Raw genomic sequence first — 13,860 nt, forward strand, 5'->3', positions numbered from 1 at the left:
GCTAAGGATTTAACCAGGAGAGGAAAACCTGCTGGCTCTGTATTGCCCGAAGGTATTATTTTGAAGAAATACAAATAGCTAATAATGAGCAAAATGCTAAAAATAAAATTTGGATTACAACATAGAAGGGCAAGGGGTAAAAAATGAAATATTGACATTGAAAGCGAAGCAATCTAAAACTTATCTAAAATGAAAAACACCTGCTCAGCAAGAAAAGAAGCCCGAACCCTGCTGTTTAAATTGGGGTGCACCGGGGCAATATTTGCGGTGGTAAATAAAAACTTCGGACAGCGCGACAGTGAAGAGGAAAAGGCAACCGGACCCTTATGTGGCGAAGTTTTGCAAGAGAGCCATTTAATTCACCGGTTTTTTAATCCTACATAAACTAACATAACCAGCGGGCAATCGTATAGAGTACTATATATCAAAATCGGGGATTATGAAAACATTAGTACAAGTATTGACAGCGATCTTACTCAGTACAATCACTAGTACTGTGTTTGCACAAACCATTGGCATTAAAGCCGGATACACCTTATCGGATATGTTAATAAAAGAAGACGGGGAAATTATGAATGAAGCGCTGAATATGCGATCAGGCTTGCATTTTGGGCCAACTTTTGAGTGGGGAATTGGCGAAGGTGCCGGTATTGAAACCGCTCTATTGCTCACAACAAAAGGCATAAAAATGAACGAATCGGAGTCGTTCGAAAGTATAGCATATAGCATCAACTCGAAAGTAAACTTGTGGTACCTCGATATTCCGGTGTTTGGGAAATTGTATACCAACCTTAACGGCATAAAGGTTTACGGAATGTTTGGCCCGTACATTGGAATTGGCCTTAACGGAAAAACAAAAGTTGAGGAAACCAACGGCACAGAAAATTTCAGCGAGGAGTGGGACATTGTGTGGGGAGCAAACGAGGACGACGATTTGAAGCGCCTTGGGCTGGGTTTGGCTGTTGGTGGAGGTATCGAGGTCAGTTCGTTTGTAGTTGAATTTACGAGCCATTTTGGACTGAACAATATCTCGCCTCAAGCCGATGACGATGTTGTGGCCCGCAACCGTTCGTTTATGTTTTCGCTGGGCTACAAGTTTCGAAAATAAAGGTGAAACCAATTTTATTGAGAAAAATTCTATCAGACTATTTACCCTTTTTGTCTGTAGATATTCCTGCCTGCAGGCAGGTTCCCTTATAAAGGGAAAACAGCGTTAATGTAAAGTATATAAGCGGCCTGTAACCGGCTCTCATTATAAGGGGAGCTCTCGACAGAGTGAGGGGTAGATGGGAATATTAAAAGGTAGTCAGTCAGGGCTGCCGGTTATCAGCAAGTACAAAATGTAAAATATCCAATACCCAATCAGAAATTACCAATGTAAGAGTTTGTTGGAAATTGGGAATTGAAAATTCAGAATTGATTATTTGAGTAAGGTTCTCATTTTGCTCTGTCCTCCCCGGCGAAGTGCCTGTCCCGTTTGCAGCATCGGTAGAGAATTAGAGGAGGAGTGAATTTAATTTTTGCACCGTGGCTTTAGCCCGGTGATAAAAATGCACTTCAGGAAAGGGCTTTAGCCATTAACGACTAGTAAAGGCTAACAAAAACTTCGCATCCGAGTGGTATATTTCCACAAACCGGAAATTTACTAAGTTTGCACAAAATTACAACGATGAACATTTCAGGGAACTGGACATACAACGAAGATTTTGAATACGGAAACTCGGTAGGAGAGGTGGAGTTAACACAAAGCGGCAACGAGGTAAGCGGCGTATTTTCGTTTACCGAAGCGGTGGAAAACAACTACAGCATTCAGGTTACCGAAAAAGTAAAAGGCACTATCATTGACGGAAAACTGCTGCTGGAAAGCGTTGAAGTAAAAGCCCTGCAAAACGGCCGCGAAATCAGTTACCTACCCAATACTTTCGAAACGCACCGCATTACCGAAAACCAAATCATCGGCTCAACATTCGACAGCGAAAATGTGTGTGGCATTTTTGTGCTCGAACGAAAAGTTTGATTTTCACTTATTCTGCCCTAACTTGTAAGGAAATTAATCCTTATAAATGGCAAGACATGGGACTTGAAGATTTTTATAATCTAATTCGCCGGCAAGAGGAGATGGAAAAGCTTTATGCTGAGCGTTACGAGGGATTTAGCCGGGAGCTTCCTGCTGCTTTAACTTCTGTAGTATTCGATTACTGGCCTGAAATGGCTGAAAACCCGGTTAAATACAAGCCTTTGTTGTTCAATATTGGCGAAAAGTACATTCGCGAAATCTGGGAGGAATACAATAATTGTTACTCCTTAAACAGACGTAGCGGACCGATGGCCGATCTTCATCCGGTAGACACGATTGATAAATTAAAACTAAAATACGAAAAACGTTGCCAGGAATTAAAAAGAACTTACCCTGATGCAGGCGATGAATTTTGGGACGAGATTATCAAGGAAGATTATGAACGCGAAAAAAAGGATATTGTTTTTAAACTGGCAGTTCACGAGAAAATGAAAGCCGTATTTAATGCACATTATATCGATGATGTAATGGAATTTGAAAGCCATATTTTACGTTATTTCGAACGGGGAATGTACCTGATGTGTGCATTACGATATGTTGATGAGGTTTATTCGCTGAAGTAGAACCATTAGAATGCTTCAGTTGTTCTTCCCTCGCAATTGACAGTTCTGACAGGTATATTCCGGCAGCGGACAACGACCTTATTCATCCCTGCACAATACATTCCTGTCCGCTGCATTGATTCAATAAATAGCTCGTCATTACGATCCCGGTGAGTGAACGAATCGGGAGAAGTAATCTAATTTTAAGTCGCGGTATCATCATAACACTTCCTTGTGCATTAACGGACAACGAGGACAAAAAAAAGAGACGCGCACAAGGCAACGTCCCTCTTCAGATATATTAATCAACTCAAACACTATTCGTTATAACAATAGCTTCCGGGCAGGCAGAAGCCGCGTTTACTCCTCAACCGGTTCCGGTTTGCTTAATCGTTTGCGAACCGCCTGGTTGTTGTCGGCAATAATTTCGGCAACAGTGCGGGCAAAGGCACCAAAGGTTTCCACATCAACCACTTCCATGGCACGCAGATAGACCACAATTTTTTTGTTTACCAGTTCTAACACCTCCACTTTTATTTCCGAAGCGCTTTGTTGGGTGCTATCGTCGGCTTTTTCTTCTTCGTAGGCTATACGTGCTGTTTCGAAGGCCGTTTGTGCAAGCTGTAGCGCCGCAATTATTTCGGCACACCCCGACAGCAAGGCAATGGCATCCTGCAGTTTTGGCTGCGCCAGATCCTTAAGCATCGAGCTAACCAACGACGACTCAACAGCATAACTCTCTTTTGTTATTCCCATGCCATAACGTTCTATCACAGCGTTAACTTTCTCGGCTGCCGCCCGGATGGTGGCATCGGGGTGATGCAAAAATCCCGCAACCAGGTAGAATAACGAGCGCAATGGTTCATCGCGTTCTTCATCTTTTTCTTCCAGGTTGCTTTCGGCTGTAATGCGGTTAATCGATCCCGAAAGGCTAACCGACAGCGGCTCGAGGGCCGAAAACATAGCTGCCAAATGTACATCGGTGCTAAGGCTTGTGTTTTGGTATGCTCCAATAATACGCATACAGGCGGCGTCAACTTCTGTGACGCGACTTTTTGAGTTCAGTTTTTGAATCATTTTTTGTTGGATATTAGTGTTCGTAAAATGGTTACCATGAGCATCTGAAAAGGGTTCATCCTAAATTACAGGAGCTTAGTGGTAATTAATAATTGTCAATTTACGAGTTTTGAGAACTTTTGACGAAAAACGTTATTATGTTTTTCAACATAATACATGCTTGGCAGAATATAAAAGTAAGTTAAACATGCTTCTCGGGAGTATGCCCAAAACTAGAAACACGCGTTGAGGAGCCTTTGGGAGTATGCCCAAAGCAAGAAACCCACGTTAAGAACCCTTTGGGAGTATGCCCAAAGCAAGAAAACCACGTTGGGGAGCCTTTGGGAGTATTCCCAAAGCAAGAAAACCACGTTGGGGAGCCTTTGGGATTATGCCCAAAGCAAGAAACACGCGTTGGGGAGCCTTTGGGAGTATGCCCAAAGCAAGAAGCACACATTAGGGAACCTTCGGGAGTACTCCCAAAGCTAATGTTTTACAAAAATCTGTTATTTTTAAAGAATTAATACCCAAATTACCGGATACTTAAAGTTTTAACGCAGTGCAGACTAATAATGAAAACGTAATTTAAATAAACATAGAATGAAAAAATTAATTATTGGACTAATATTAATCTGGACAGGAGTGAATTTGTCCTACTCACAAAATTCCACTGCAGAACAGGAAGTTATTAATATCTCAAAAGAAAAATGGCAATGGATGGCTGACAAAAACGTGGAAAAACTAGCCAGGCTCTTTGATGATCGGTCAAAGTTCGTTCACATGAGTGGAACTTGGAATAAGGACAGAGAACTTGAAATCATTAAGACTGGAAGTATTTGGTACAAACAAGCCGATGTTCATGATGTAGTAGTGGAAATATTTGACAATACTGCTATCCTTTGGAATCGCATTACATTAGTTGCACATGTTAGAGGAGACGACGTTTCAAATGAATTTACAGTTACCGAAATTTATAAAAAAGGTAAAGAAGGATGGAAATTGTTAGACCTAACGTTTAGTAGTGTTCGAGACACTCATGAGATTGCAGCCAAAGTTAATCCTGAAAAACAAATTGTTGAACTCTCAAAGCAAAAATGGCAGTGGATGTCGGATAAGAATGTAGCAAAACTTAAGAATTTATTTCATGAGAATTCTGTTTTTGTACACATGGGAGGAAGTTGGGGAAAAGAACAGGAGATTAATATAATTGAAAGTGGTGGTATCCATTACAAAAATGCAGAAATTCATGAAGTTTCGGCTAATGTGATTGGAGACACGGCAATACTTTTGAATCGAATTACTTTGTTGGCAGTAGTCGGAGGAAATGAAGTTACAAATCCTTTTATGGTTACAGAAGTTTATAAAAAAGAAAATGATGAATGGAAATTAGCATCTTTATCATTTACAAAATTATTGAATTGATAAAAAAGCCAGCAGCTAACACGCGGTATTAGGCATGGCTGGGTTTGTGCGGATTCGACAAGTTGACGCTCTATACTACCCCTCGTTTGCAACGACTATGGTGTGTACACAACTTAAATATTCCCATTTTTCAAATGAATTTGCAACGATTTTTCGTTCGGAACAAGCTGACCAATTCGAATCAATTTTAGACGCCGAACGATTTTTTATCGATCTTTTACCCGGCGCTTTGTGTCTTCGTAAACTCAGCCATTCGCACCGGGCTATTGCCTGTCGCCCACTTCGGGGCTTTAAGCACCAAGGGTGCGTAATCAATAGCCCGGGGGAATCACCCGCAGGGAGCGCAGCCCCGGGGATAGGAGAGAAAAATGACAAAGGCGCAACTGCTTCCGGTTTTTGAAATACAACCCTACCTTGCGCCGCATATTAAAAAGTCGATTGTAAAGCAGAACCCCTAAAATAGTTGTGTGTACACCGTAGTTATAAACGCGGGGGAGATGGACTTATAATTTTCCAAAAACCAACGAATAAAAACCGTTCTTTATCAATCAATTTTCAACTCATCAAAAAAATGCAGAAATAGTTGCGTTTCCGCGGCTTGCCTATAAGCATGCATATTCGTTATAAGATTTTGAACATACAGACAAGTATTGGTGAGCTTATTTTTACAGGCTTTGCAAGATGTTGACTAATTTTGAAACCGAAGTTGACGCAAGTGTTGAACCGCATTAAAAATTTAAAATAAAAGATATGAAACGACTAAAACCGATTGTTGCAATAATACTCGCTCTTTGGGCATGGAGTACAAAAGGCGTATCTGCACAAAGCGGCGATCAGATGTTAGACGGTATTGGCGAAACCGGATTAATTGCCCGTTATACGCTGGAAGAAAATGCAAAAGACTGGTCGAGGAATAACCTGCATGGAAACATTCAGGGTTCCGGCTACGAATTTATCGATGATGAAATGTTCGGCAAGGTAATCGCATTGTCCGGCGACGGGAAAACTTATATAACCATCCCCGGCGAATTGCTGGCAGGCGAGGAGTCGCTGAGTATTTCGGCCTGGGTTTATTTGCGTTCGGCCGAAGGTGCTGCGCCACTTTTCGATTTTGGCAAAAACGGTAAATCGACTTTTAGTGCAGCTCCCGCCGGCGACAACGGTTTTATGGCACAGGTTGGTGCTTACAACACCAATTCGGAGGCAGCTGCATTAAATAAATGGAACCATGTGGTGGTGGTTATCAATGTTCCTGAAAAATCGTTTGCTACCTACCTCAATGCTGAAAAGGTTAGCGAGGTAAAAGATGTTGAGGTGGAGCTGAAGCAACTGTTCGATGGCCGGAAAGGCAACGATGATCAGTTTGTAATTGGGAAATCATTGGCTGCAAACAATGCTTCATTGGATGCAAAACTACACGATTTCCGTATCTACCGGATTCCTTTAAACGGAAGACAAATTGGATGGATCAACTTTAGCGCCTTGCATAAAGAGGAAGCCGAAGAGATGATGCGTAACCGACAAGAAGCAGAACTTCAGGAGTTTCCGGAAACAACTCCACAGTTGTATAACGTGTATTTAACCGAAGTTCCAACGATTGAAGTGGAAACCGAAGTGGGTTTTTTGCCGCGCTTGCCACGTTTTGTAAAAGGCGTTTACAGCAATAATTTCGATGGGCCCGAGGTACGTGTGCTCTGGCCGTCGCCCGAAGATAACAGCGTAGTACAAAAGCCCGGGAAATACACCGTAACAGGGCGGGTTGCCGGAACTGCTATTCAACCCAAAGCAATTGTTACGGTGGTTGAGCATAATCACGATCACGCTGCGCCACACCGCACACTGGAGGCTTTTAATTTGGATGAGGTACAGCTAACAGCAGATCTGCATAACCACGAAACAAAATTTATGGAGAACCGCGATAAATTCGTTAAAGGCTTGCTGGTAACCAATCCTGATAATTTCCTGTATATGTTTCGAAATGCTTTTGGTCAGGAACAACCTGCAGGTGCCGAGCCTCTGGGCGTTTGGGACAGCCAGGAAACAAAATTGCGCGGTCATGCCACAGGTCACTACCTCAGTGCTTTGGCACAGGCTTATTCAAGCGCTGCTTACGATCCTGCTATCCAGACCGGGTTTGCCCAAAAAATGGAGTACATGGTGAATACCTTGTATGAATTATCGCACCTATCGGGAACGCCTAAAACTGCAGGCGGTGAGTCGGTATCAGATCCTTTGGCCGTCCCTCCCGGACCGGGAAAAGTTGATTTTGATTCGGACTTGAGCGAAGACGGTATCCGCACCGACTACTGGAACTGGGGGAAAGGATTTATCAGTGCCTATCCGCCCGATCAGTTTATTATGCTGGAACACGGCGCAAAATACGGAACCGATAACGATAAGGTGTGGGCGCCTTATTACACTTTGCATAAAATATTGGCCGGTTTAATGGATATTTACGAAGTGAGTGGCAACAAGAAAGCACTTGACATTGTAGAAGGAATGGGAGACTGGGTACATGCTCGTTTAAGTGTGGTACCAACCGAAACGCTTATCAGCATATGGAACACCTACATTGCCGGAGAATTTGGCGGAATGAACGAAGCGCTGGCACGATTAAGCCGCTTAACGAATGAGCCTCGTTACCTTGAAACGGCGAAGTTATTCGATAATATCCGCGTATTTTTTGGCGATGCCGAACATTCACACGGATTGGCGAAAAACGTTGATATGTTCCGCGGATTGCATGCCAACCAGCACATTCCGCAAATTATGGGAGCACTGGAAATCTATCGCGATTCGAAGGACCCGGAATATTTCGATATTGCCGATAACTTCTGGAATAAAGCCACCGGCGATTACATGTACAGTATTGGTGGCGTTGCAGGTGCCCGTAATCCTGCGAATGCCGAGTGTTTCACTGCCCAACCGGCTACCTTGTACGAAAACGGTTTCTCGGTTGGCGGACAGAATGAAACCTGTGCAACGTATAACATGCTTAAATTAAGCCGCAACCTGTTCCTGTATAATCAGCAGGCCGAATTGATGGATTATTACGAGCGCGGGTTGTACAACCATATTCTGGCATCGGTTGATGAAGATAGTCCTGCAAACACCTACCACGTGCCGTTGCGCGCCGGTTCGGTTAAGCAGTTTAGCAATGCCGATATGGACGGTTTTACCTGTTGTAACGGAACAGCGCTCGAAAGCAACACAAAATTGCAGAACTCCATATATTTCCGTAGTGCAGATAACGATGCATTGTATGTAAACCTTTATGTGCCATCAATCCTGAAATGGACAGATAAGGATATTACGCTTACACAAACAACTGCTTATCCGAAGGAAGACCATACAACATTAACCATCAACGGTAGGGGTAAATTCGATTTGAATGTACGTGTGCCGCACTGGGCCACCAAAGGATTTTTTGTAACCGTAAATGGCAAGAAACAAGAGGTAAAAGCGGAACCGGGAACATATCTTACCATCAGTCGCAAATGGAAAGACGGCGATAAAGTGGAGTTGCGCATGCCATTTCACTTTTATTTAGAGCCGGTAATGGATCAGCAAAACGTTGCCAGTTTATTTTACGGACCTGTATTGTTGGCTGCCCAGGAAGACGGTCCACGCAAAGAATGGCGTAAAGTAACACTTGATGCAGACGACATTAGCAAATCGATTTCAGGTGACCCGCAGAAACTGGAGTTCGAAATTGATGGGGTGGTTTACAAACCGTTCTACGAAACCTACGGGCGTCATTCGGTTTATTTGGATGTAACTTTGAAATAGCCATACGCTGAGGGGTACAAACGCATTTATTGGAAAAATCCGATTCGTATAAAACAAAAACGAACCGGATTTTTTCTTTATGGCATTCGCCATTTTGTTGCATAGCCCTGCGGACTAGGCTTGATGACATTGCACCTTTGGCGCAAATTATTTTGTTTTAACTCGGAAACCACAAGGAATATCAAGCTCCAAAGGAGCGCAGTCACATAGCCTTGTCCGAAGGGCAAGGCAAGGTAGATGATAAAATGAAAATAAGCTCCAAAGGAGCGTAGTCACATAGCCTTGTCCGAAGGGCAAGGCAAATAGGATAATCCAAAATTAAGCGCCAAAGGTGCGTGGTGTTATACACATTTTGTATTTTAGAAAGAAAATAAAATGTTATGCCACAATCATTAGTCAAAAACTATGTCCATTTAACCTTTAGTACTAAAAACCGATATCCGTTAATTACCGAATCAATAAAAGCGGAATTATTCGATTATCTGGGAGGCGTTTGTAAAGAGTTGGAATCGCAGCCAATAATTGTTGGAGGAGTAAACGATCATGTTCATTTGTTGTTTAATCTATCGCGAAAAATTGCCCTTATGAGCCTTGTTGAGAAATTGAAAACACATTCTTCGAAGTGGATAAAAGGGAAGGGAGCCGAGTTTGCCGACTTTTATTGGCAACATGGCTACGGAGCTTTTTCCGTTAATCCGAAACAGGTTGAAATTGTTCGGGAGTATATTCAAAACCAGGAAATGCATCACAAAACAAGAGCATTTAAAGAGGAATACCGACAATTTCTGAAAGAGTATGCGGTTGAGTATGATGAACGATTTGTTTGGGATTGATCTGGTCTACTGCGCACCTTTGGCGCTTTATGGCTTTTGCCTTTAATGCGCATAGCCCTGCGGACTATGCTTGGTGACCTTGCACCTTTGGCGCAAATATGCATAGCCCTGCGGACTATGCTAAATGACCTTGCACCTTTGGCGCAAATCATATTCATAAATCTGAACCTTTAGACCAAATCAAGCTCCAACGGAGCGTAGTCATATAGCCATGTCCATCGGGCATGGCTAACGGTAAACGCATAAACAAGCGCCAAAGGTGCGTAGTCCGTTTATTGGGGCCACAGGAAGGAAAGATTAAATCCATTGGCACAAAAAAAGCCGCTTCAAACGAAGCGGCTTTTCTATATAGCTCGAATAAGCTCTATTCTTCTCCTTCTTCAGGTTTTGAATAATCCATAGCCGCCATACGCTGGTATGATGCGTAACGCCATTTTGCGTTATCTTCAGCAGCTGCGAACAATTCATCAGCTTCAGCAGGGAACGATTTCTTCAGTGAAGTATAACGAACCTCGCCGTTCAGGAAGTCCTGGAATTTGGTCCATTCCGGTGCTTTCGAATCCAATTGGAATGGGTTTTTACCCTCTTCTTCCAACAGCGGATTGTAGCGGAACAGGTGCCAGTATCCTGACTCAACAGCTTTTTTCTCCTCTTCCTGGGTACGTCCCATGCTCGAACGCAATCCGTGGTTGATACATGGAGAATAAGCGATAATGATAGAAGGACCCGGATAAGCCTCAGCTTCTTTCAGTGCTTTAAAGTACTGCGACTGGTTAGCTCCCATGGCTACTTGTGCAACGTAAACGTAACCATAGCTCATCATCATGGCGCCAAGGTCTTTTTTACGTACTTTTTTACCCGATGCGGCAAATTTAGCAACTGCTCCAACCGGAGTAGATTTCGACGACTGACCACCAGTGTTAGAGTAAACCTCGGTATCCATAACCAATACGTTTACATCTTCGCCGCTTGCCATTACGTGATCTAAACCACCGTAACCAATGTCGTAAGCCCATCCGTCGCCACCAAATACCCAAATCGATTTTTTAACCAGGTATTGTTTCAACGATAGGATGTCTTTTGCATATTGGCTGTCGCTTGCACCAATTGCGTCAAGAACTTTTTTAGAAGCAACTACAGAACCTTCGGCATTGTCTTTCTGCTCCAGCCATTCGCCAAATACTTCTTTTTCTGCATCAGAAGCACCATTTGAAAGGGCAGTAGTCATTATGTCGGCAATACGATCGCGTTGTGCGCTAACACCTTCAGCGAAACCAAAACCGTATTCGGCATTGTCTTCGAACAGTGAGTTAGCCCATGCCGGACCATGACCCGACTGTTTGTGTTTACAGTATGGAGTTGATGGAGCAGAACCACCATAGATTGAAGAACAACCTGTAGCGTTGGCAACCATCATTCTTTCGCCGTAAAGCTGAGTGATAAGTTTAATGTATGGCGTTTCACCACAACCTGCACAAGCTCCCGAGAACTCGAACAATGGCTGAGCGAACTGTGAGTTTTTAACTGATTTTGTTTTGTCAACAACAGTTTCTTTAACCGTAACTTTTTGGTCCATGTAGTCCCAACGACCAACTTCTGCCTGCTGTGTAGCAAGAGGCTTCATTACAAGGGATTTTACTTTAGAAGGACAAACATCGGCACAGTTACCACAACCTGTACAGTCAAGTGGCGATACCTGGATACGGAAATTCAATCCGCCAAATACTTTGGCCGGAGTTGCAGTTTTTGTTTCGGTTCCTGCAGGCGCTGCTTCAACCTCTTCTTCTGTCATCAGGAACGGACGAATAGCTGCGTGAGGACAAACGTAAGCACATTGGTTACACTGAATACAGTTTTCTACCTGCCATTCAGGAACGTTTACTGCGATACCGCGTTTTTCGTAAGCTGCTGTTCCCAATGGGAATTGACCATCTTCTGAACCTGCAAAAGTAGAAACAGGAAGATCGTCACCTTTTTGTGCGTTGATTACGTCAACCACTTTAGTAATGTATTCCGGACGATCGGCATCTACAGCTGCCTCTTCAGCAACAACGATGGCTGCCCATTCAGCAGGAACATCAACTTTAACTACGTTTTTACCACCGGCGTCAACCGCTGCGTAGTTCATGTTTACAATGTGCTCACCTTTTTTACCGTACGATTTTACAATGGCAGCTTTCATTTGCTCAACAGCCATTTCGTAAGGAATTACCTCAGTAATTTTAAAGAAAGCTGATTGCATAATGGTGTTGGTACGAGTTCCCAAACCAATCTCTTCACCCAGTTTAGTGCCGTTAATGATGTAGAAATTGATTTCGTTTTCGGCCAAATATTTCTTCATGGCATCAGGCAACTGTTTTTTGGTTTCTTCTGCGTCGTTGATAGAGTTCAGCAAGAAAGAACCACCTTTTTTCAGGCCTTTCAGCACGTCGTACATGTTTACGTATGCCGGAACGTGACAAGCAACAAAGTCAGGAGTTGTAACAAGGTAAGTTGATCGGATTGGTTTATCCCCGAAGCGTAAGTGTGAACATGTGAAACCTCCCGACTTTTTCGAGTCGTACTGGAAGTATCCCTGGCAATATTTATCTGTTGCGTCACCAATAATTTTAATCGAGTTTTTGTTTGCACCAACAGTACCGTCAGAACCCAAACCGTAGAATTTAGCCTGGTAAGTTCCTTCCGGAGTCATGTTGATTTCTTCTTTCAATGGAAGTGATTTGAATGTCACATCATCAACGATACCGATTGTGAAGTTGCCTTTTGGCTCTTTCATTTCAAGGTTTTCGTAAACCGAAAGAATTTGAGATGGCGTAGTGTCTTTTGAACCTAAACCGTAACGACCACCAACAATAACAGGAGCATTTTCTTTTCCGTAGAATTGCGATTGTACGTCAAGGAATAAAGGCTCTCCGGTTGATCCCGGCTCAGCAGCACGGTCTAATACTGCAATACGTTTTACTGAATCAGGCAATGCTTCAACAAAGTGTTTTGCCGAGAACGGACGGAACAAGTGTACCGACATTAAACCAACTTTTTTGCCTTGAGCAGTTAAGTAGTCGATCGTTTCTTTAATGGTTTCAGTAACCGAACCCATTGCAATAATGATGTTTTCAGCATCAGGGGCACCGTAATAAGTGAAAGGACGGTATTTTCTACCTGTGATTTCGCTAATCTGGTCCATGTAATCAGCTACGATATCAGGAACTGCATCGTAGAATTTGTTGGCTGATTCTTTTGCCTGGAAGAAAATATCAGGGTTTTGAGCAGTACCACGGGTTACAGGATTTTCAGGGTTTAACGCACGATTGCGGAATTCCTGAATGGCTTCCATGTCAACCAAAGGTACAATGTCTTCCTGAGCGATAGCTTCAATTTTCTGAATTTCGTGTGATGTACGGAATCCGTCGAAGAAAGCGAGGAAAGGAACTCTTGATTTCAGTGTAGCTAAGTGAGCAACACCTGCAAGGTCCATTTCTTCCTGTACCGAACCTGCAGCCAACATTGCAAAACCTGTTTGACGGGCAGCGTAAACGTCGCTGTGGTCGCCAAAAATTGATAATGCATGACCGGCCAGGGCACGTGCACTTACGTGAAATACGGTTGGTAATAACTCACCTGCAATTTTGTACATGTTAGGGATCATTAATAATAAACCCTGTGATGCAGTGTAAGTAGAAGTTAAGGCACCCGATTGCAATGCTCCGTGAACAGCACCGGCAGCACCGGCTTCACTTTGCATTTCTGCCAAACGTACAGGGCGACCAAACATATTTTTCTTTCCAAAAGCAGCCCATTCATCAACGTACTCTGCCATGGTTGACGACGGAGTGATAGGATAAATACAGGCGACTTCGCTGAACATGTAACTCATATACGCTGCTGCGTAATTACCGTCACATGTAACCATCTTTTTTTGTTTTGCCATCTTTATTCGTATTTAATTATTTAGTTTAAAATTGATATTTTTTGGTTGTATTTCTTGAGATTCCTCGCTTTGCTCGGAATGACAGTTTGCTGTGGATGAGTTATTGGGAGGGAAGTTTTGGCGGCCAAGCCGCCAAAACTTCCCTCCCAATAACCTTTTCACAACTATATTGTTGTCATTCTGAGCGAAATGCAATGAAGCGAAAGAATCTTT

At 43.1% G+C, this 13,860-nt stretch carries 10 protein-coding genes; 8 read left to right on the forward strand and 2 right to left on the reverse strand.

Features of this window, described 5'->3' with window-relative positions; genetic code table 11:
• Positions 1 to 189: 189 nt before the first annotated feature.
• From BMW53_RS16690 to BMW53_RS16705, 4 genes are all read left to right on the forward strand, one after another.
• A complete protein-coding gene (locus BMW53_RS16690; RefSeq protein WP_038560836.1) occupies positions 190 to 384 on the forward strand; it encodes a hypothetical protein in 195 nt (64 codons plus the stop codon).
• Between the two features lie 55 nt (positions 385 to 439).
• Positions 440 to 1,108, forward strand: coding sequence for a porin family protein (locus BMW53_RS16695; protein ID WP_074781026.1), 669 nt, complete (start codon positions 440 to 442; stop codon positions 1,106 to 1,108).
• A gap of 561 nt (positions 1,109 to 1,669) precedes the next feature.
• Positions 1,670 to 2,017: a hypothetical protein gene (locus BMW53_RS16700; protein ID WP_038560841.1), complete on the forward strand. Its 348-nt coding sequence runs from the start codon at positions 1,670 to 1,672 to the stop codon at positions 2,015 to 2,017.
• A 56-nt stretch (positions 2,018 to 2,073) separates the two neighbouring features.
• Complete coding sequence (locus BMW53_RS16705; protein WP_074781029.1) at positions 2,074 to 2,640, forward strand: hypothetical protein; 567 nt, start codon at positions 2,074 to 2,076, stop codon at positions 2,638 to 2,640.
• A gap of 339 nt (positions 2,641 to 2,979) precedes the next feature.
• On the opposite strand, the gene BMW53_RS16710 is transcribed toward BMW53_RS16705, so the two are convergent.
• Entirely contained in the window at positions 2,980 to 3,696 is a 717-nt protein-coding gene (locus BMW53_RS16710) for a DUF6261 family protein (protein WP_038560847.1), read from the reverse strand.
• A gap of 286 nt (positions 3,697 to 3,982) precedes the next feature.
• Here BMW53_RS16710 and BMW53_RS20990 point away from each other — a divergent pair, with 286 nt between their 5' ends.
• From BMW53_RS20990 to tnpA, 4 genes are all read left to right on the forward strand, one after another.
• Complete coding sequence (locus tag BMW53_RS20990; RefSeq protein ID WP_175463516.1) at positions 3,983 to 4,135, forward strand: hypothetical protein; 153 nt, start codon at positions 3,983 to 3,985, stop codon at positions 4,133 to 4,135.
• Between the two features lie 140 nt (positions 4,136 to 4,275).
• Positions 4,276 to 5,097, forward strand: coding sequence for a nuclear transport factor 2 family protein (locus BMW53_RS21345; protein WP_081804881.1), 822 nt, complete (start codon positions 4,276 to 4,278; stop codon positions 5,095 to 5,097).
• A 750-nt stretch (positions 5,098 to 5,847) separates the two neighbouring features.
• Positions 5,848 to 8,886, forward strand: a complete 3,039-nt coding sequence (locus BMW53_RS16730) for a beta-L-arabinofuranosidase domain-containing protein (RefSeq protein WP_038560852.1) — start codon at positions 5,848 to 5,850, stop codon at positions 8,884 to 8,886.
• A gap of 380 nt (positions 8,887 to 9,266) precedes the next feature.
• Positions 9,267 to 9,719 carry an IS200/IS605 family transposase gene (tnpA, locus tag BMW53_RS16735; RefSeq protein WP_038560854.1) on the forward strand — a complete coding sequence of 151 codons (453 nt, stop codon included), beginning with the start codon at positions 9,267 to 9,269 and terminating at the stop codon, positions 9,717 to 9,719.
• A gap of 364 nt (positions 9,720 to 10,083) precedes the next feature.
• Here the strand turns inward: tnpA and nifJ are convergent, their stop codons facing one another.
• Entirely contained in the window at positions 10,084 to 13,647 is a 3,564-nt protein-coding gene (gene nifJ, locus BMW53_RS16740) for a pyruvate:ferredoxin (flavodoxin) oxidoreductase (RefSeq protein ID WP_038560857.1), read from the reverse strand.
• Between the last annotated feature and the right edge of the window lie 213 nt (positions 13,648 to 13,860).

Source organism: Draconibacterium orientale (assembly GCF_900111425.1).
In the GTDB taxonomy this organism is placed as follows: domain Bacteria; phylum Bacteroidota; class Bacteroidia; order Bacteroidales; family Prolixibacteraceae; genus Draconibacterium; species Draconibacterium orientale.

Bases quoted from the DNA above. Each gene is read 5' to 3' on its own strand.
- nifJ (WP_038560857.1), bottom strand. From the start codon at position 13,647: ATGGCAAAACAAAAAAAGATGGTTACATGTGACGGTAATTACGCAGCA.
- BMW53_RS16705 (WP_074781029.1), top strand. From the start codon at position 2,074: ATGGGACTTGAAGATTTTTATAATCTAATTCGCCGGCAAGAGGAGATG.
- BMW53_RS16695 (WP_074781026.1), top strand. From the start codon at position 440: ATGAAAACATTAGTACAAGTATTGACAGCGATCTTACTCAGTACAATC.
- BMW53_RS20990 (WP_175463516.1), top strand. From the start codon at position 3,983: ATGCCCAAAGCAAGAAAACCACGTTGGGGAGCCTTTGGGAGTATTCCC.
- BMW53_RS21345 (WP_081804881.1), top strand. From the start codon at position 4,276: ATGAAAAAATTAATTATTGGACTAATATTAATCTGGACAGGAGTGAAT.
- BMW53_RS16700 (WP_038560841.1), top strand. From the start codon at position 1,670: ATGAACATTTCAGGGAACTGGACATACAACGAAGATTTTGAATACGGA.
- BMW53_RS16690 (WP_038560836.1), top strand. From the start codon at position 190: ATGAAAAACACCTGCTCAGCAAGAAAAGAAGCCCGAACCCTGCTGTTT.
- BMW53_RS16710 (WP_038560847.1), bottom strand. From the start codon at position 3,696: ATGATTCAAAAACTGAACTCAAAAAGTCGCGTCACAGAAGTTGACGCC.
- BMW53_RS16730 (WP_038560852.1), top strand. From the start codon at position 5,848: ATGAAACGACTAAAACCGATTGTTGCAATAATACTCGCTCTTTGGGCA.
- tnpA (WP_038560854.1), top strand. From the start codon at position 9,267: ATGCCACAATCATTAGTCAAAAACTATGTCCATTTAACCTTTAGTACT.